Here is an 18,620-nt window from a genome sequence, read left to right as displayed (position 1 = left end):
CGCCCATGTTTCGCTCCGCCCTCGCCCTGCTCCTGGCCCTTGCCCTGCCGGCACTGGCCCTGGCCGATAACAGCAAGCCGCTGCGTATCGGCATCACCCTGCACCCCTACTACAGCTACGTGAGCAATATTGTCGGCGACAAGGCCGAGGTGGTTCCCCTGATTCCGGCGGGCTTCAACCCGCACGCCTACGAGCCGCGGGCCGAGGACATCAAGCGCATCGGCACCCTGGACGTGGTGGTGCTCAACGGTGTTGGCCATGACGATTTCGCAGACCGCATGATCGCCACCAGCGAAAAACCCGACATCGCCACTATCGAAGCCAATCAGAACGTGCCGTTGCTGGCGGCCACCGGCATTGCCGCGCGCGGTGCCGGCAAGGTGGTCAACCCGCACACCTTCCTGTCGATCAGCACCACCATCGCCCAGGTGAACAACATCGCCCGTGAACTGGGCAAACTCGACCCGGACAACGCCAGGCTTTACACGCAAAACGCCCGTGCCTACGCCAAGCGCCTGCGCGCCCTGCGTGCCGACGCCCTGGCCAAGGTCACCGAAGCCCCTGGCGCAACGTTCCGGGTCGCCACCATCCATGCTGCCTATGACTACCTGGTGCGCGACTTCGGTCTAGAGGTGACGGCCGTCGTCGAGCCTGCCCATGGCATCGAGCCCAGCCCGGCACAGCTGAAAAAGACCATCGACCAGCTCAAGGCACTGGACGTGCGGGTGATCTTCTCGGAAATGGACTTCCCGTCGGCCTATGTCGAAACCATTCAGCGTGAGTCCGGCGTGCGCCTGTATCCGTTGACGCATATCTCCTACGGCGATTACACCAAGGACAAGTACGAGGTGGAAATGAAGCGCAACCTCGACACGGTAGTCCGCGCCATTCAGGAGAACCGCGCATGACCGCTGCCGCCAAGCTGGTGACCGCCTGCGGGCCGCGCATCGAATTCGCCGGCATCGACCTGACCTTGGGCCGCACACGCATCCTCGAACAGGTCAGTTTCAGCGTGGCAGCAGGCAGCGTGCACGCCATCGTCGGCCCCAACGGCGGCGGCAAGAGCTCGTTGATCAAGACCCTGCTCGGGCAGATGCCACACCAGGGGCAGCTGACCCTGCATTGGCCAGGTGAGCGCGAAGTGATTGGCTACGTGCCGCAAGCACTGGAGTTCGACCGCGGCCTGCCAATGACCGTGGACGACTTCATGGCCGCCATGTGCCAGCGCCGCCCGGCCTTCCTCGGCCTGTCGCGGCGCGTGAAGCCAGCCATTGATGCAGCCTTGGTTCAGGTTGGCATGCTCGACAAGCGCACGCGGCGCATGGGTGCACTGTCCGGCGGTGAGCGCCAGCGCGTGCTGCTGGCCCAAGGCCTGATCCCCGAGCCGCAGTTGCTGGTGCTGGACGAGCCGATGTCGGCCCTCGATGAAGCCGGTATCCAGGTGTTCGAACAGTTATTGCAGGGCTGGCGCCAGGCCGGCACTACCGTTCTGTGGATCGAGCATGACCTGGAAGCCGTGTTGCGTCTGGCGGACCGGGTAACAGGCCTTAACCGCCAGGTGCTGTTCGATGCGCCGCCTGCCCAAGCCCTGACCCCGGAGCGCCTGCTTGGCCTGTTCTCCGTTCACCCGCGTAGCGAGAGCCTTGCCTGATGAGTTTTGAATTCTTTCGCCAAACGGTCCAGGACTGGGCCACTGCCGGCTATCTGCCCGAGGCGCTGGCCTACGGCTTCGTGGTCAACGCCCTGTTGGCCGGCCTGATGATCGGCCCGGTGCTAGGCGGCCTGGGCACCTTGGTGGTGGTCAAGCGGTTTGCCTTCTTCTCCGAAGCGGTCGGCCATGCGGCGCTGACCGGCGTGGCCATCGGTATCCTGCTGGGTGAGCCCTATACCGGCCCTTACGGCAGCCTCTTCGGCTACTGCCTGCTGTTCGGCATCCTGCTCAACTTCCTGCGCAACCGCACCGGGCTGTCACCGGACACGCTGATTGGCGTGTTCCTGTCGGTGTCGCTGGCGCTGGGCGCCAGCCTGCTGCTGATGCTGGCGGGCAAGATCAACGTGCACATCCTCGAAAACGTACTGTTCGGCTCGGTGCTGACCGTTAGCGCCCAGGACCTGCTTGTGCTGGGCATCGTCGCGGTGCTAGTGCTGGCCTTGGCCCTGCCGCTGTACAACCGCATCATGCTGGCCAGTTTCAACCCGCAGCTGGCGGCTGTGCGCGGGGTAGCGGTAAAGACCCTGGACTATCTGTTCGTGGTGCTGGTCACGTTGGTGACCGTGGCTGCGGTAAAGGTGATCGGGGCCATCCTGGTCGGTGCGCTGCTGGTCATCCCGGCCGCCGCCGCTCGCCTGGTCAGCCAGTCGCTCAAGGGCTTTTTCTTCCTGTCGGTGCTGATTGCCACCATCAGTACCCTGTTCGGCATCCTGCTGCCGATCGTTTTCGACCTGCCAGTACCCTCAGGGGCCGCGATCATCCTGGTCGCCGGCATCTGCTTTGCCCTGGCCGCCCTGGCCCGCGCCCTCGTTCCCCGCCTGCAAGGAAACCCGGCATGAACTTCAAACACCTGACCCTGGCGCTGGCCCTGGCCGGCCTGCCGTCGCTGTCTTTTGCCACACAAGTGCTGACCACCCTGCCCGTCACCCACAGCCTGGCCAGCGCCCTGCTCGACGGCACTGCAGTGCAGCTCCAGCGGGCAGCACCGGCCAACCTGCCTGCCAGCCGCCAACCGTCGTATTTCAGCGGGCGCGGTGGCGCTGGCCTGCAAAAGGCCGCCCAGCAGGCAGATGCAGTGATCGGCGTGCGCTCTATCTGGCGTGACGACCCGCTGTACCCGATGGCCCGGCGCAGCAATATCCGCATTGTCGAGATCGATGCCGCACGGCCGGTGGACGGTGCGCTGCCAGGGATTGCGGTCTCGGGTGATGACGCCTATGGCGCCTACCCCTGGCTCAACCCGACCAACCTGGGGCGTATGGCCGATGTGGTGGCCAACGATCTGGAGCGCCTGGCCCCAAGTGACAAAGCGAAGATCCAGGGCAACCTGGCGGGCCTCAAACGCCAGTTGCTGGAGCTTTCGGCCAGCAGCCAGACACGCCTGGCCAAGGTCGACAACCTGACTGTGGTGAGCCTGTCCGACCGGCTGGGTTACCTCGCCAGCGGGTTGAATCTGGACGTGGTGGAGCAGCCGCTGCCGGCCGAGTGGGATGCTGCCGCGCTCAAGGCGTTGGAGGAAAATCTTAAAGCGCAGGATGTCGCGTTGGTGCTGGACCACCGCCAGCCGGACGCGGCGGTGGCCGAAGTGATCAAGGCAGCCGGAGCCAAGCTGGTGGTGGTGGAGAGTGACCCTGACGATGCGTTTGCAGGGTTGAAGGCCAGTGTCGACCAGGTGGTGGGGGCATTGGGCGAAAGCTGATGGTGCCTGCGCCGGCCTCTTCGCGGGTAAACCCGCTCCCACAGGGACCTCACTGCCTTCCGAGCCAATGGTATCCCTGCAAAGGCCTTGAGGTACTGCACTGACCTCATGGTCAGTGCTAACCCTGTGGGAGCGGGTTTACCCGCGAAGAGGCCGGCAGAGGCAACACATGACTAACGCTTCATGCACCGCTGATAACGCTCATCCACCCGCCCGGCAAACCATGCCGTGGTCAGCTTGCGGGTAATCTTCGGGCTCTTCAGCTCGATGCCCGGTAGCACTGCGCGGGGCACCGGTTTGCCGGCTTTGGCATCCGCCAGGGCAAACACCCCGCTGTACAGCTTGCTGTCTTCGAACGCCAGGCTGTCACCCTCCTCCAACTGGCTTCGGATCTGCGGGTTACGCAGCCCCAGCTTCACCCCCAACTTTCTCGCGGCCTGCTCGGTGGTGCCTGGCATGATCGCCCCCGGTGCAATCAGGTCGCCGTCCAGGGCAAGCGGCACGCCGGTCGCCTTGCTCAATGCCGCCTGGAACGCCGCGTTGCGGCTGGCGTACCAGCCTGCGTTGAAATCGGCGAAACGGTAAAGCTGGCGCTCGTAGTTGGCCGGGTAGCCCAACAGGTGGGCAATACCGAAGTACATGCCGCCGCGCCGGCTGAACACTTCCTGGCGAATCGTGCCTTCATGGCTGTAGGGGTAATCCCTTGCATGCTTTTCGGCGAAGTCGATGCTGACCTGCATCGGCCCGCCGGTGTGCACCGGATTCAGCCCGTCCAGCAAGGTCTTGCCCAGCGGCAGGCGTGCAACGACTTCGTCGTACAGTTCACTCAACTGCTTTTCGCTGCGCACCGTCTGCAACCGCTGCTGGTAGCTCTTGCCGTTGCCCGACGGCGTCTTCAGCGCACCGTCGACCAGCAGTTTGGGAATATGCAGGCGCGCAGCGCGGCGGTCGATCTCCTGGCGCGCGATACGCCCAAGGTTGGGCACCTGCGGGTCCGCAGTGAAGGTCGACTCCTGTTCGGTCACCGCCAGCACTGCGCACAGGTTGCTTTTACTGGGCGCTATGCGCTGGGCTTCGAAGGCTGCCTGGATATCCTTGGCCCAACCCTCGCGGTCCTTGACCTGGGCGGGTAACAGCCGCAACAGCTGCGCACGGACTCTCGCCGGGTCCGCTTCGGGCGCTTCTTCGCGGCGCCCGGCACAGCCTTGCAACAGCACCAGGGCCATCACCGAAATGGCCAGTAACCGGCCGTTCAGGGCTGTTCACCGACCAGATAGGTTTTGCTGATGTGGCGGAACTGCGGGTGCCCGGCACTGCCCATCAATTCGAACAACACCATCTCGCGGGTCACCACCTGCGCGCCGGCGGCACGCATGCGCGCCAGGCCTGCGGCCTTGCTGGCCGGGGTGCGGCTGTCGCAGGCATCCTCGACCACGAACACTTGCTTGCCCAGCGCCAGCAGGCCAAGCACGGTTTGCAGCACGCAAACATGGGTTTCCATGCCGCAGACGATCACTTGATCGCGCGCCATCAGGCTGGCTGGCAGGCACTCGGCGGCCACGCAGGAAAAGTGACTTTTCTCCACCACGTCGGCTGTCGGGGCTGCGGCCAGCAGTTCGGCCAGGGTATGGCCCAGGCCTTTGGGGTACTGCTCGGAAATCACCGTCGGCAGCGCCAGCTCGGCAGTCGCCGCCAGCAACCAGCAGGCCCGCGCCCGAGTGCCTTCGGGGTCGCTCATGGCACCGATGAGTTTTTCCTGGATGTCGACGACCAGCAGCGTGGCCTTGAGTGGATCGATCAGCATTGCCTGCCTCTTGCCTGGGAAAAACCCTAGCCTCCCCCAGGCAAGCGGTGACGTCAATCAGGCGGACAGCCGAAGCGGCTGCAGTGACGCGGTAAGCGCAGCGAGCACACGGTCTTCCTGCTCATGGATGAAGAAATGGCCACCTGGGAACATCTGCAGCGAGAACGCGCCGTGGGTTTCATTGCGCCATGCCCGCAGTTGCTCATCACTGGCCCGGTCATCCACGCCACCCAGCACATGCAGGGGGCACTGCAACGCCGGTCGCTGGCGGTATGTATAAGTGCCGCACAACAGAAAATCGGCACGCAAGGTCGGCAAGGTCAGGCTCATCAGCTCCGCGTTGGCCAACACTTCCTCAGGCGTGCCCTGCAGCTCGCGCAACTCGCTGATCAGCTCAGCGTCGCTCTTGGGCTCGCGCCATTTGTTGCCGTCGTAGTCTTCACGCCGGGTAGGTGCAGCGGTGCCGCAGGCGAACAAGGCCAGCGGCGCCGGGCAGCCCAACGCCTGCAGCTCATGGGCCAGCTCGAAGGCCAGCAGTGCACCCAGGCTGTGGCCGAGCAGCGCATAAGGAGCACTTGCCGCCAGCCGCTGCTCGCTGGCCAGTTGCCAGGCCAGACCTTGCATGTCGGTGTGCAGCGACTCGCCCATGCGCGCACCCCGCCCGGGCAACTCTACCGGGCGCACCTGCAACCAGGCCGGCAGCTTGCGCCGCCAGCGGCTGTAGACCATGGCGCTGGCCCCGGAGTACGGCAGGCACAGCAGGTTCAGCACGGTCACTGGGCGGCAGCTTCGGCCATTTTCTGGCGCAGGCTCAGCGGGCGCATGTCGGTCCAGACTTCATCGATGTAGGCCAGGCAGTCCTTCTTCAGGCCGCTTTTGCCCACGGCTCGCCAGCCGTTGGGGATGGCTTTGTAGTCGGGCCAGATCGAGTACTGCTCTTCGTGGTTGACCACTACCTGGAACTGGATATCGTCGCGGTCGAAAACGGAAGTCATTGCCTGTCTCCTTAAATGATGATGCCGCTGCGCGCCTGGCGCAGGGTGGCTTTCAAGTAGACGTAGCAAGCGGTGTAAAAATTAACGGAATTGACTCGCTCCCATGCGGGCGCGGCCGGTCGCGGTATCAACGCTCAGGTATCACGCAACAGGTCGTGCGTATCGAGCAACCGGAACGCAACCTGCGGATTACGCTCCAGCCCACGCCGGATCGCCGCCGGGATAGACTGCCGGGTCTTGCGGCACAGCCCGGGCTGGTCGTCCAGTTCGATGACGATGCCGCGCATGGTCCGTACCTCGTTGTAACCGGGGGTGATGTGCACGCGGATGCCGAGGTTTTCGTACAGGCGCTGCTGCAGACGTTGGAGGTCTTCCAGATCCCTCAGGTTTTCCAGGCGTTCGAGCAGGCGTTTTTCCTCCTGCCGGGTCAGCAGGAGGATACGCTGGGCCGCCTGCGGATGGTCGGCCAGCTGTTCGCGGCCGCAGTCGCAGGCGCCAGGGGGGCAAGGTTGGCGTAAAGGGACAGGGGTACTCATAGGGCAAGCATAGCCTGTACCGACGGTCAGAGCTGCGCCAGCCGCGCACGCAGGAAGCTGACAAAACCCTGCACCGGCCGCGCCACCTGCCGGTGCTGCGGATACACCGCCGACAGCTGCAGCGCGGGCGGGCGCCACCCATCCAGAACCGTCACCAGTTGCCCCTCCGCCAACGCCTGCCCAACGATAAAGGTCGGCAGGTAAGTAACCCCCATCCCGGCAATCGCAGCGCCCCGCAGCAACTCGCCATTGTTCGCCCGCATGCGCCCGGTCACCTGAATTGCCTGGGCTTTACCACCTTTGTGGAACTGCCACTGCACCTGCCGCGAATGCCCATAGGGCAGGCAGTCATGTGCGGCGAGCTCATCCGGTTTTTCCGGCACTCCCCGTGCTTGCAAATACGCCGGGCTTGCACAGTAGACGCGCTCGACACTGGCGATACGCCGGGCGATCAGGCTGGAGTCCTCCAGTGCACCAATCCGCAGCGCCAGGTCATAGCCTTCACCAATCAGGTCCACGGCGCGGTCGCTCAGGTCTACCTCCACATCGACCTGGGGGTGCAGTTGCAGAAACTCGGTCAGCAGGCAGCCCAGGTGCGCCATGGCAAACGACAGTGGCGCGCTGAGGCGCAAGGTGCCGCGCAGGACCTGGGCCTGACCGCTGATGTCGTGCTCGACCTGCTGCACTTCACCCAGCAAGCGCAGGGCCGACTGGTAGTAGTGCTGCCCCAGTGGCGTGGCATCGAGGCGCCGGGTGGAGCGGTTGAGCAGACGTACGCCCAGGCGCTCTTCAAGCTGCATCAGACGCCGGCTGACCGATTGCTTGGACATGCCCAGACGGTCGGCGGCAGCAGTGAAACTGCCGGCCTCCATCACCTGGGCAAAGATCCGCATGTCTTCGTAAGGGTTCATTGTCTCGCTCTTGCTGACAGTCAAACACTTTATAGCGGCTTTTTCCCACGAGTGCATCTGCCTAATCTACGCACAAGTCGCAGCGATGGCCCCACAGGCCAGGCAAGACGCCCACTACCAACACTTGTACAGAAAAGGATTCGCTCATGAACATTGTCCACAAAGCCCTCACCACTTCCCTCCTGGCCCTGTCCGTTTCCAGTGCCTTCGCCGCAGGCAGCCCAGGTGTCGAACAACACACCCAGGCCTTCCTCGAAGCCCTGGAGAAAGGGGGTGGCAAGCCGCTGGAACAGCTCACCCCGAACGACGCCCGCGCAGTACTGACCGGCGCCCAGGCCTCGGTCAAGGTCGACCTCTCAGGCATCGAAGTGAAGGAACGCACCATTGAGGCCAACGGCCAGTCGATCAAGCTGCAAGTGGTACGCCCGACCAATGTCAAAGGTGATCTGCCGGTGTTCATGTTCTTCCACGGCGGCGGTTGGGTGCTGGGCGACTTCCCGACCCACCAGCGACTGATCCGCGACCTGGTGGTCGGCTCGGGTGCAGTGGCGGTCTATGTGGACTACACCCCGTCACCAGAAGCGCACTACCCGACGGCGATCAACCAGGCGTACGCCGCGACCCGCTGGGTGGCCGAGCATGGCAAGGAGATCGGCGTGGATGGCAAGCGCCTGGCTGTAGCCGGCAACAGCGTCGGCGGCAACATGGCGGCGGTGGTTGCACTCAAGGCCAAAGAAGCCGGCACCCCTGCCCTGCGCTTTCAGTTGCTGCTGTGGCCGGTGACCGATGCCAGCTTCGAGACAGCGTCGTACAAGCAGTTTGCCGAAGGACACTTCCTGACCACCGGGATGATGAAGTGGTTCTGGAACAACTACACCCTTGATGCAAAGGCACGGGCGCAGATTTACGCCTCGCCGCTGCGGGCGTCCGCCGAACAGCTGAAGGGCTTGCCACCGGCCCTGGTGCAAACGGCTGAGTTCGATGTGCTTCGGGATGAAGGTGAGGCGTATGCCCGCAAGTTGAATGCGGCGGGCGTGACAGTAACCTCGGTGCGCTACAACGGAATGATTCATGACTATGGGCTGCTCAACCCGTTGAGCCAAGTGCCGGCAGTAAAGGCGGCGCTGCGGCAGGCGGGCAACGAACTTAAAGTGCATCTGCAGTGAGGCGATGAGCAAAAGACCCGCCTGGGCGGGTCTTTTGCTTCTATTTGCGGAAACGGCCCGCAGGCTTCAATGAATCTGCCATCGGTGCGAAAGGGCCGGCAAATCCTGTTCAGGGCTCAAACCCTTCCACAATGATCACCTCAGCCTTCGCCACCCCTTGGCGATGGCTGCATGCCTCTTGGTACAGCGCGGAGCGGTAACAGGCGACGGCCTGCGCGTACGAATCGAACTCGATCACCACGCTACGCTGAGGCGTAGCCCTCCCTTCCATCGCCTCGCTGCGCCCGCCACGGGCCAGGAAGCGACCGCCGAATGCCTTGAAGGCAGCCGGGGCGCGCTGGGTGTACTGCTGGTATTGCTCGGGGTCGGTCACGTCCACATGGGCGATCCAGTAGGCCTTCATGTGCTGCTCTCCTGTTACGGCGATATTTGTGTATTATGGTATACCATAAAATTCACCCCACCACAGTGAGCGTGCACCATGGCTTTCAACACCATCGAGGAACTTCTCGAGGACTACCGGCAAGGCAAGATGGTCCTGCTGGTGGATGACGAGGACCGGGAAAACGAAGGCGACCTGCTGATCGCCGCCGAGCGTTGCGACGCCCAGGCCATCAACTTCATGGCCCGCGAGGCGCGCGGGCTGATCTGCCTGACCTTGACCGACGATCACTGCCAGCGCCTGGGCCTGGAGCAGATGGTTCCGGCCAACGGTAGCGTGTTCAGCACCGCGTTCACCGTGTCGATCGAGGCGGCCACCGGGGTCACCACCGGCATTTCCGCCGCTGACCGGGCTCGCACCGTGGCAGCGGCCATGGCCCCCAACGCTCGCCCCGAAGACCTGGTACAACCTGGCCACATCTTCCCCCTGCGCGCCCGCGAAGGCGGCGTGCTGACGCGTGCCGGCCACACCGAAGCCGGCTGCGACCTTGCACGACTGGCCGGTTTCAGCCCGGCCTCGGTCATCGTTGAAGTGCTGAACGACGACGGCACCATGGCCCGCCGCCCCGATCTGGAGGTGTTCGCCGCCCGGCATGGCATCAAGATCGGCACCATCGCCGACCTGATCCACTACCGTCTGAGCACCGAGCAGACCATTAAACGCATCGGCGAGCGCGAGCTTCCGACCGTGCATGGCACCTTCCGCCTGGTCACCTATGAAGACCGCATCGAAGGTGGCGTGCACATGGCCATGGTCATGGGCGACATTCGCCGCGAACAGCCAACCCTGGTGCGGGTGCATGTGATTGACCCGCTGCGCGACCTGGTCGGTGCCGAATACGCAGGCCCCGCCAACTGGACGTTGTGGGCAGCGCTGCAGAAGGTGGCTGAGGAAGGTACTGGCGTGGTGGTGATCCTGGCCAACCACGAATCCTCCCAGGCCTTGCTTGAGCGCGTGCCACAACTGACCCACCCTGTGCGGCCCTATCAACGTGGCCAGTCCAAGGTGTATTCCGAAGTGGGTACCGGGGCGCAGATTCTGCAGGACCTTGGCGTGGGCAAGCTGCGTCACCTGGGGCCACCGCTGAAATACGCGGGGCTAGCGGGCTATGAGCTGGAGGTGGTGCAGAGCATCCCGTTCGACCCGGGGATGGATGGCTGAGAACACACAAGCAATTGATTTAGCGGGGCCCTGTAGGAGCGGGCTTACCCGCGAATGCGAGGGTGACACCACCGACGCATTCGCGGGTAAACCCGCTCCTACAGGGCCCTTGGTGCTTTTGACAGGGCGGAGTGATGGCCGGTCGCCCCATACCTCTTGCCAAAATCTTGGAATACCATAATATGATATCCCGTAGACCTTGAGTCTGCAGGTCGGAATCTACAATTAAAAACGGCCACCAGAACACTTTGTTTTAGCTGCTCCCCGAACACTATTGGCGGGCGCACCAAAAGCCCCGCCTCGAATAACAAAAGCAACGAGGGCGTAACCATGCTGTTAAGCAAACGTGTAACCGCAGTGCTGTCTGCCAGCCTGCTGACCCTGGCATGTCAGGCCGCCCAGGCCGCCGACAGCCTCAACTTCGTCAGCTGGGGCGGTACGACCCAGGACGCCCAGAAAGAAGCGTGGGCTGTACCGTTTACCAAAGCCACGAACATCAAGGTCGTGCAAGACGGCCCCACCGACTACGGCAAGCTCAAAGCCATGGTCGAGAGCGGTAACGTGCAGTGGGACGTGGTCGACGTCGAAGCCGACTTTGCCCTGCGTGCCGCCAGCGAAGGCCTGCTCGAACCCCTCGACTTCACCCAGATCAAGCGCGACAAGATCGACCCACGCTTCGTCTCCGATCATGGCGTCGGCTCATTCTTCTTCTCCTTCGTGCTCGGCTACAACGAAGGCAAGCTCGGCGCCAACAAGCCGGTGGACTGGACCGCGCTGTTCGACACCAAGACCTACCCCGGCAAGCGAGCCCTGTACAAATGGCCCAGCCCAGGCGTGCTGGAACTGGCCCTGCTGGCCGACGGCGTAGCCCCCGACAAGCTGTACCCGCTGGACCTGGACCGCGCCTTCAAGAAGCTCGACACCATCAAGAAAGATATCGTCTGGTGGGGCGGTGGCGCCCAGTCGCAGCAGTTGCTGGCCTCAGGTGAAGCTTCGCTCGGCCAGTTCTGGAATGGCCGCGTCTACGCCCTGCAGCAAGACGGTGCACCGGTGGGCGTGAGCTGGAAGCAGAACCTGGTCATGGCCGACTTCCTGGTCATCCCCAAAGGCGCCAAGAACAAGGACGCGGCCATGAAATTCCTGGCCAACGCCAGCAGCGCCGAAGGCCAGGCCGAATTCGCCAACAAGACCGCCTACGCGCCGGTCAACGTCGACAGCGTGGCCAAACTGGACAAAGACCTCGCGCCAAACCTGCCAACTGCCTACGCCCAGGACCAGGTCACCCTCGACTTCGCCTACTGGGCCAAAAACGGTCAAGCCATCGCGGCCCGCTGGAATGAGTGGTTGGTCAAATGAAAGTCGCCATCAACGCCCTGCACAATGCGCAAGGTGCCCCCACGGGTGCCGGCGCCCCAGGCACCGTCCCGCGCCGCGCAAGCCTGAGCCAGCGCTGGAAAGGCAGCCGCAACCTGCTGCCCGCCCTGCTGTTCCTTGGCGTGTTCTTCTTCGCGCCACTGATCGGCCTGTTGCTGCGCGGGGTGCTGGAACCCACCCCGGGGCTGGGTAATTACGAGCAGCTGTTTGCCAACTCGGCCTACGCGCGCGTGCTGTTCAACACCTTTTCGGTGGCCGGCGTGGTTACCCTGATCAGCGTGCTGCTGGGCTTCCCGCTGGCCTGGGCGATCACCCTGGTGCCCAAGGGCTGGGGCCGCTGGCTGCTGAACATCGTGCTGTTGTCGATGTGGACCAGCCTGCTGGCGCGCACCTACTCGTGGCTGGTGCTGCTGCAAGGCTCGGGGGTGATCAACAAGGCGTTGATGGCCATGGGCATCATCGATGCCCCGCTGGAAATGGTGCACAACCTCACCGGCGTGGTGATCGGCATGAGCTACATCATGATCCCGTTCATCGTGCTGCCACTGCAGGCGACCATGCACGCCATCGACCCGATGGTGCTGCAGGCAGGTTCGATCTGTGGCGCCAGCCCGTGGACCAACTTCTGGAAGGTGTTTCTGCCGCTGTGCCGGTCGGGGCTGTTCTCCGGGGCACTGATGGTGTTCGTGATGTCGCTCGGTTACTACGTCACCCCGGCGCTGCTGGGGGGTGCGCAGAACATGATGCTGCCCGAATTCATCATCCAGCAGGTGCAGTCGTTCCTCAACTGGGGCCTGGCCAGCGCCGCCGCCGCACTCCTGGTAGCGATCACCCTGGTGCTCTTCTACCTGTACCTGAAGCTGCAGCCGGAATCCCCGGTTGGCAACGCGAGGTAAACCGCCATGCTCCTGTCTCCCAATGCCATGGGCCGCCCGCTGCGTACGGGCCTGTACCTGACCACCGGGGTCATCGCGGCCTTCCTGCTGCTGCCGGTGGTGTTCATCGTGTTGCTGTCATTCGGCTCGTCACAGTGGCTGGTGTTCCCGCCACCGGGCTGGACCTTCAAGTGGTACGGCCAGTTCTTTTCCAACCCGGAGTGGATGGAGGCCGCGCTGGCCAGCCTGAAGGTGGCCATGCTGACCACGGTCGCCGCCGTGCTGCTGGGCCTGCCCACCGCGTTCGCCCTCGTGCGTGGCCGCTTCCCGGGCCGCGAGCTGCTGTACGGGCTCTTCACCATGCCGATGATCGTACCGCTGGTGATCATTGCCGTGGCGGTGTACGCGCTGTTCCTCAAGCTTGGCTATACCGGCACGCTGTTTGCGTTCGTGGTCAGCCACGTGATCGTCGCCCTGCCGTTCACCATCATCTCGATCATCAACTCGCTGAAACTGTTCGACCAGTCGATAGAGGATGCCGCGGTGATCTGCGGCGCCTCGCGCCTGCAGGCCATCTTCAAGGTGACCTTCCCGGCCATTCGCCCCGGCATGATCGCCGGTGGCCTGTTCGCCTTCCTGGTGTCATGGGATGAAGTGGTGCTGAGCGTGATGATGGCCAGCCCCGACCTGCAGACCCTGCCAGTGAAGATGTGGACCACCCTGCGCCAGGACCTCAGCCCGGTGATCGCCGTGGCCTCGACCCTGCTGATTGGCCTGTCGCTGCTTGTCATGTTCATTGCCGCCGCCTTGCGCCGGCGCACCGAAACCAACGCCTGAGCGCGCGGAGATAACAACAATGAGTGCAGTGATCAAAGACAACGCGCACGGCAAGGCCCTGGTCAGCCTGCGCGGCCTGAACAAGCACTACGGCGACTTCACCGCCGTGGACAACCTCGACCTGGAGATCCAGGACGGCGAGTTCCTGACCTTCCTCGGTTCCAGCGGGTCGGGCAAGTCCACCACCCTGTCGATGCTGGCCGGCTTCGAAACACCGAGCAGCGGCGAGATCCTGGTCGACGGCCAGTCGCTGGTCAACGTGCCACCGCACAAGCGTGACATCGGCATGGTGTTCCAACGGTACTCGCTGTTCCCGCACCTGAATGTGCGTGACAACATCGCCTTCCCACTGGCCATTCGCAAACTCGGCGCTGCCGAAACCGCCAAGCGCGTCGACGCCATGCTCAAGCTGGTGCAACTGGAACAGTTCGCCCACCGCAAACCCTCGCAAATGTCGGGCGGCCAGCAGCAGCGCGTGGCGATTGCCCGGGCGCTGGTGTACGAACCACGTATCCTGCTGATGGACGAGCCGCTCGGCGCGCTGGACAAGAAACTGCGTGAAGACCTGCAGGACGAACTGCGCCAGTTGCATCGCCGCCTGGGCATCACCATCGTCTATGTCACCCACGACCAGGAAGAAGCCATGCGCCTGTCCCAGCGCATCGCCATTTTCAGCCACGGCAAGATCGTCGGCCTGGGCACCGGTTACGACCTGTACCAGAACCCACCGAATGCCTTTGTCGCATCGTTCCTGGGCAACTCCAACTTCCTGCGGATCAAGGCCAGCAGCAACGGCGCGGGCAGCTTCGAAGGCCAGCCAGTGGCCATTCGCTTGACCCCGGGGCTGACCGCCTCGCAGGATGCACTGATCATGGTGCGCCCGGAAAAAGCCGTGGCCCTGACCGCTGAGCAGGCCACGCGCGAGCCGCTGCCGGCGGGTTGGAACGAGGTCAGTGCCAAGGTTGGTGAAGTGCTGTTCCTGGGTGAAAGCCAGACCTGCCATGTGGTAACTGCAGGGGGTACCGAGTTGACCGTGAAGGCACTGTCGGCGGCGGGCATGCCGATGCAGCCGGGCGACAACGTGAAGGTGCGCTGGGCAGTGGCCGACGCTTGCATTTATACCGAATGGGCCGAGAGTGACCTGAGCAAGTCGGCCGGGGCGCATTAACGCTCTTCTGCGTTGCAGCGCCTGCCAGATCGAGCACCGTCCGCGCGGTGCTCGACCTGGCAGGCGCTGCACGATTGGAGGCGTACGCCCCGTCACATTATCATCACGCCATTGTCGTAATCTGCCGGCCAACTCTATGCCACAGGCCACCCGGCATGCTCCGCCTGCTTGTCTTGCTGCTCACCCTGCTACCACTCGCGACCTTGGCTGAGCCCCTGCACCTGCGCGTGCAAGGCTCCAACACCATCGGCGCGGCCTTGCTGCCGGCGCTGGTACAGGGGCAATTGCGCGCGCAGCAGGCCACAGCCATCGAACAACAGCCGGGCAAGGTTGCCAACGAGTGGGTGATTACCGCCCGCGACGAGCACGGCCGGCCCTTGCGCATCGACATTGCCGCCCACGGCTCAAGCACCGGCTTTGTCGCGCTGGGCCGTGGCGAAGCGGACCTGGCCGCTGCCTCGCGGCCGATCAACGACAGTGAAGTCCGCCAGTTGCAGGCGCTGGGTGACCTGCGCGCAGCAGGCGCCGAACACGTGATCGGCCTCGACGGCGTCGCAGTCTTCGTCCACCCCGACAACCCAATTCCCCAACTGAACACTCGGCAACTGGCGCAAATTTTTTCCGGGCAGATCCAGCGCTGGGAACAACTGGGCATACCGGGCGGGGCCATTCACCTGTATGCCCGAGACGACCGTTCCGGGACTTTCGAGACCTTCAAGGCACTGGTGCTGGAACCTCAGCACGGCGAGCTTTCGGCCAAAGCCAGGCGCTTCGAGTCCAGCGACGAACTGGCGGAGCGCGTGGGTAACGACCGCCAGGCCATCGGTTTCAGCAGCCTGGCCGCCGTACACGGGGCCAAGGTGCTCGCGGTGGCCGAGGGCGACGCGCCGGCCATGCTGCCGGAGCGCGCACGGGTGGCCAGCGAGGACTACCCGCTCTCGCGGCGCCTGTACTTTTACCTGCCAGCCAACCCCAAGCCTCAGGCCAAGGCCCTGGCCGATTTCGCTCAGAGCCCGGCCGGCCAGGCGATCATCGCCCGGCAGGGTTTCGTTTCGCAGCAGGTCAAGGCCCTGTCTGTCGCCCCCCAACGTGACATGCCACCGCGCTATCGTACCTTGGCCCAGCAAGCGCAGCGCCTGAGTGTGAACTTCCGCTTCCAGGAAGGAAGCGCCAGCCTGGACAACAAGGCCCTGCGCGATGTGCAGCGGGTGGCAGAGTACCTGCGCCAGGCCGGGAAGCTACAGGGCAAGGCAGTGCTGGTGGGGTTCGGCGACCCCAAGGAAACCCCCGGGCGCGCAGCCCTGCTCTCCCGCCTGCGCGCGCAAGCGGTGCGCCGCGAACTCGCGCGCGGAGGGGTGGAGGTGCTGCAGGTGACCGGGATGGGCGATGAATTGCCAGTGGCCGGGAATGAACTGGAGCAAGGCCGGCTGCGCAACCGGCGGGTCGAAGTGTGGGTGTATTGATCCGGCCCTGTACACATCCCTGTAACAGCCTTTTTGCTGCAAAGAGGCCCGAACAAGGGCCCCATCGCAGCACAAGGCTGCTTCTACAGGCTGTACAGCAGGCTCCGCGTTATCAGCGGGTGACTGTGCGCATGGTCACGAACTCTTCAGCCGCCGTCGGGTGCACGCCGATGGTTTCGTCGAACTGCTGCTTGGTCGCACCGGCTTTAAGCGCAATGCCCAGGCCCTGAATGATCTCGCCAGCGTCAGGACCGACCATGTGGCAGCCCAATACCTTGTCGGTCTCGGCGTCCACCACCAACTTCATCAGGGTCTTTTCCTGAATGTCGGTCAGGGTCAGTTTCATGGCTCGGAAGCGGCTTTCGAATACCTGCACCTTGTGCCCGGCCTCCAGCGCCTGCTCTTCGGTCAGGCCCACGGTACCGATTGGCGGCTGGCTGAACACCGCAGTGGGGATGTTCTGGTAATCCACCGGGCGGTATTGCTCGGGTTTGAACAGGCGCCGCGCCACGGCCATGCCTTCAGCCAAGGCTACTGGAGTCAACTGCACACGGCCGATCACATCGCCAATGGCAAGTATCGAGGGCGCGGTGGTCTGGTACTGCTCATCAACCCGGATGTAGCCGCGCGCATCCAGCTCGACGCCGGTGTTTTCCAGGCCCAGATTGTCCAGCATCGGGCGCCGGCCAGTGGCATAGAACACACAGTCGGCTACCAGCTCGCGGCCGTCCTTGAGCGTGGCCTTGAGGCGGCCATCTTCGAGCTTGTCGATGCGCTGGATGTCGGCGTTGAACTGCAAGTCGAGGCCGCGCTTTTCCAGCTCTTCCTTCAGGTGGGTGCGCACCGAGCCATCGAAGCCGCGCAGGAACAGGTCGCCACGGTACAGCAGTGAGGTGTCGGCACCCAGGCCCTGGAAGATGCCGGCAAATTCGACGGCGATATACCCCCCGCCTACCACCAGCACGCGGCGCGGCAGGCTCTTGAGGTAGAAGGCTTCGTTGGAGGTGATGGCCAGTTCCTTGCCGGGGATGTCCGGTACCTGCGGCCAGCCACCGGTAGCGATGAGAATGTGCTCGGCGGTGTAGCGCTGACCGTCCACTTCCACTTCATTGGCACCCGTCAGACGCGCGTGGCCCTGCAACAGGGTCACCCCGCTGTTGACCAGCAGGTTACGGTAGATACCGTTAAGGCGCTCGATTTCCCGATTCTTGTTGGCAATCAGGGTGCCCCAGTCGAAATGCCCCTCTTCCAACGTCCAGCCGTAACCTGCGGCCTGCTCCAGCTCGTCGGCAACGTGCGCGCCGTACACCAGCAGCTTTTTCGGCACACAACCGACGTTGACGCAGGTCCCCCCCAGGTAGCGGCTTTCAGCCACTGCCACTTTGGCGCCAAAACCGGCAGCAAAACGCGCTGCGCGTACACCACCGGACCCGGCGCCAATCACGAACAGATCAAAATCGAAGGCCATGTATTCACTCTCCTAGGCAGGCGTCCAGCATACCGCCGTTGGCCGCAGCAAACAAAAAAGCCACCCCGAAGGATGGCTTTGAGGCCAGCAGGGCTTGTCAGTAAGCCTTGCCAGTCTTGTAGTAGTTCTCGAAGCAGAAGTTGGTCGCGTCGATGTAGCCTTCGGCACCACCGCAGTCGAAACGCTTGCCTTTGAACTTATAGGCAATCACGCAGCCATCTTTGGCCTGCTGCAGCAGGGCATCGGTGATCTGGATTTCACCGCCTTTGCCTGGTTTGGTATTGGCGATGATGTCGAAGATATCCGGGGTCAGGATGTAACGGCCGATGATCGCCAGGTTCGAAGGCGCGTCTTCCGGAGCCGGTTTTTCGACCATGTTGGTCACACGGAAAATGTCGTCGCGGATCATTTCACCGGCGATCACACCATACTTGTTGGTTTCCTGCGGGTCGACTTCCTGGATGGCGACGATCGAGCAGCGGTACTGTTTGTACAGCTTGACCATCTGCGTCAGCACGCCGTCACCTTCCGGGTTGACGCACAGGTCGTCCGCCAGCACCACCGCGAACGGCTCGTCGCCGATCAGTGGGCGGCCAGTGAGGATGGCGTGACCGAGGCCTTTCATTTCGGTCTGGCGCGTGTACGAGAACGAGCACTCGTCGAGCAGACGACGGATACCGACCAGGTATTTTTCCTTGTCGGTGCCCTTGATCTGGTTCTCCAGCTCGTAGCTGATGTCGAAGTGGTCTTCCAGGGCCCGCTTGCCGCGCCCGGTAACGATGGAGATCTCGTTCAGACCAGCATCCAATGCTTCTTCAACGCCATACTGGATCAGTGGCTTGTTGACCACCGGCAGCATTTCCTTGGGCATGGCTTTGGTAGCAGGCAGGAAGCGAGTGCCGTAGCCGGCTGCCGGGAACAAGCATTTTTTGATCATATACGTCCTTACAAGAGGCTAGGCCTGTGGAATTCGGCGCAGTCTAATCAGGCGGCAGTCACCTTACAATGCC

The 18,620-nt window shown here is 63.4% G+C and carries 20 protein-coding genes; 11 read left to right on the top strand and 9 right to left on the bottom strand.

Translation table 11 applies throughout. From position 1 onward, the window contains the following. Window positions 1-5 precede the first annotated feature (5 nt). Genes ACF8EA_RS22095 through ACF8EA_RS22080 form a run of 4 tightly spaced genes read left to right on the top strand, consistent with a single transcriptional unit; the run spans window position 6 to window position 3,410 of the window. The gene (locus ACF8EA_RS22095) at window positions 6-908 is read left to right on the top strand and encodes a metal ABC transporter substrate-binding protein (protein ID WP_021784230.1); all 903 of its coding nucleotides are present in this window, start codon (window positions 6-8) and stop codon (window positions 906-908) included. Then, window positions 905-1,651 (top strand): metal ABC transporter ATP-binding protein, encoded by a 747-nt coding sequence (locus ACF8EA_RS22090; protein ID WP_021784231.1) that lies wholly within the window; start codon window positions 905-907, stop codon window positions 1,649-1,651. The genes ACF8EA_RS22095 and ACF8EA_RS22090 overlap by 4 nt, the downstream gene beginning before the upstream one ends. After that, the gene (locus ACF8EA_RS22085; RefSeq protein ID WP_021784232.1) at window positions 1,651-2,550 is read left to right on the top strand and encodes a metal ABC transporter permease; all 900 of its coding nucleotides are present in this window, start codon (window positions 1,651-1,653) and stop codon (window positions 2,548-2,550) included. The genes ACF8EA_RS22090 and ACF8EA_RS22085 overlap by 1 nt, the downstream gene beginning before the upstream one ends. After that, entirely contained in the window at window positions 2,547-3,410 is an 864-nt protein-coding gene (locus tag ACF8EA_RS22080; protein WP_392523216.1) for a metal ABC transporter substrate-binding protein, read from the top strand. The genes ACF8EA_RS22085 and ACF8EA_RS22080 overlap by 4 nt, the downstream gene beginning before the upstream one ends. 173 nt (window positions 3,411-3,583) lie before the next feature. Here the strand turns inward: ACF8EA_RS22080 and ACF8EA_RS22075 are convergent, their stop codons facing one another. From ACF8EA_RS22075 to ACF8EA_RS22050, 6 genes are all read right to left on the bottom strand, one after another. Next, entirely contained in the window at window positions 3,584-4,636 is a 1,053-nt protein-coding gene (locus ACF8EA_RS22075; RefSeq protein ID WP_392523214.1) for a DUF1615 domain-containing protein, read from the bottom strand. Window positions 4,637-4,662: 26 nt separating this feature from the next. After that, window positions 4,663-5,214, bottom strand: coding sequence for a hydrolase (locus ACF8EA_RS22070; RefSeq protein ID WP_392523213.1), 552 nt, complete (start codon window positions 5,212-5,214; stop codon window positions 4,663-4,665). A gap of 57 nt (window positions 5,215-5,271) precedes the next feature. Then, on the bottom strand, window positions 5,272-5,991 hold the full coding sequence (locus tag ACF8EA_RS22065) for a thioesterase II family protein (RefSeq protein WP_392523212.1): 720 nt from the start codon (window positions 5,989-5,991) through the stop codon (window positions 5,272-5,274). Beyond that, complete coding sequence (locus ACF8EA_RS22060) at window positions 5,988-6,209, bottom strand: MbtH family protein (RefSeq protein ID WP_003256222.1); 222 nt, start codon at window positions 6,207-6,209, stop codon at window positions 5,988-5,990. The genes ACF8EA_RS22065 and ACF8EA_RS22060 overlap by 4 nt, the downstream gene beginning before the upstream one ends. 134 nt (window positions 6,210-6,343) lie before the next feature. Then, complete coding sequence (locus tag ACF8EA_RS22055; protein ID WP_392523211.1) at window positions 6,344-6,745, bottom strand: hypothetical protein; 402 nt, start codon at window positions 6,743-6,745, stop codon at window positions 6,344-6,346. Between the two features lie 26 nt (window positions 6,746-6,771). After that, window positions 6,772-7,656, bottom strand: a complete 885-nt coding sequence (locus tag ACF8EA_RS22050) for a LysR family transcriptional regulator (RefSeq protein WP_028697654.1) — start codon at window positions 7,654-7,656, stop codon at window positions 6,772-6,774. 146 nt (window positions 7,657-7,802) lie between these two features. Between ACF8EA_RS22050 and ACF8EA_RS22045 the strand changes: the two genes are divergently transcribed. Continuing rightward, window positions 7,803-8,822, top strand: coding sequence for an alpha/beta hydrolase (locus tag ACF8EA_RS22045; protein WP_103444207.1), 1,020 nt, complete (start codon window positions 7,803-7,805; stop codon window positions 8,820-8,822). Between the two features lie 109 nt (window positions 8,823-8,931). On the opposite strand, the gene ACF8EA_RS22040 is transcribed toward ACF8EA_RS22045, so the two are convergent. After that, the gene (locus ACF8EA_RS22040) at window positions 8,932-9,225 is read right to left on the bottom strand and encodes a DUF1330 domain-containing protein (RefSeq protein WP_003256229.1); all 294 of its coding nucleotides are present in this window, start codon (window positions 9,223-9,225) and stop codon (window positions 8,932-8,934) included. A gap of 78 nt (window positions 9,226-9,303) precedes the next feature. Here ACF8EA_RS22040 and ribBA point away from each other — a divergent pair, with 78 nt between their 5' ends. The 6 genes from ribBA (at window position 9,304) to ACF8EA_RS22010 (ending at window position 16,142) form a co-directional block, all read left to right on the top strand. Continuing rightward, window positions 9,304-10,425, top strand: coding sequence for a bifunctional 3,4-dihydroxy-2-butanone-4-phosphate synthase/GTP cyclohydrolase II (ribBA, locus tag ACF8EA_RS22035; RefSeq protein WP_012051917.1), 1,122 nt, complete (start codon window positions 9,304-9,306; stop codon window positions 10,423-10,425). A gap of 330 nt (window positions 10,426-10,755) precedes the next feature. Beyond that, window positions 10,756-11,781 carry an ABC transporter substrate-binding protein gene (locus tag ACF8EA_RS22030; RefSeq protein WP_021784242.1) on the top strand — a complete coding sequence of 342 codons (1,026 nt, stop codon included), beginning with the start codon at window positions 10,756-10,758 and terminating at the stop codon, window positions 11,779-11,781. Further along, window positions 11,778-12,695, top strand: coding sequence for an ABC transporter permease (locus tag ACF8EA_RS22025; RefSeq protein WP_021784243.1), 918 nt, complete (start codon window positions 11,778-11,780; stop codon window positions 12,693-12,695). The genes ACF8EA_RS22030 and ACF8EA_RS22025 overlap by 4 nt, the downstream gene beginning before the upstream one ends. Window positions 12,696-12,701: 6 nt before the next feature. Beyond that, the gene (locus tag ACF8EA_RS22020; RefSeq protein ID WP_021784244.1) at window positions 12,702-13,511 is read left to right on the top strand and encodes an ABC transporter permease; all 810 of its coding nucleotides are present in this window, start codon (window positions 12,702-12,704) and stop codon (window positions 13,509-13,511) included. A 19-nt stretch (window positions 13,512-13,530) separates the two neighbouring features. After that, entirely contained in the window at window positions 13,531-14,679 is a 1,149-nt protein-coding gene (locus ACF8EA_RS22015; protein ID WP_021784245.1) for an ABC transporter ATP-binding protein, read from the top strand. Window positions 14,680-14,834: 155 nt separating this feature from the next. Continuing rightward, window positions 14,835-16,142: a substrate-binding domain-containing protein gene (locus ACF8EA_RS22010; RefSeq protein ID WP_392523209.1), complete on the top strand. Its 1,308-nt coding sequence runs from the start codon at window positions 14,835-14,837 to the stop codon at window positions 16,140-16,142. A gap of 112 nt (window positions 16,143-16,254) precedes the next feature. Here the strand turns inward: ACF8EA_RS22010 and gorA are convergent, their stop codons facing one another. Together gorA and galU are read right to left on the bottom strand one after the other, a co-directional pair. Next, window positions 16,255-17,610, bottom strand: coding sequence for a glutathione-disulfide reductase (gene gorA, locus ACF8EA_RS22005; protein ID WP_021784247.1), 1,356 nt, complete (start codon window positions 17,608-17,610; stop codon window positions 16,255-16,257). A gap of 97 nt (window positions 17,611-17,707) precedes the next feature. Continuing rightward, complete coding sequence (gene galU, locus ACF8EA_RS22000) at window positions 17,708-18,547, bottom strand: UTP--glucose-1-phosphate uridylyltransferase GalU (RefSeq protein ID WP_014590484.1); 840 nt, start codon at window positions 18,545-18,547, stop codon at window positions 17,708-17,710. Window positions 18,548-18,620: the final 73 nt, after the last annotated feature.

It is taken from the genome of Pseudomonas sp. YQ_5, assembly GCF_043103305.1.
GTDB lineage: Bacteria > Pseudomonadota > Gammaproteobacteria > Pseudomonadales > Pseudomonadaceae > Aquipseudomonas > Aquipseudomonas putida_Y.
This window is presented reverse-complemented; position numbering and strand designations above follow the sequence as displayed.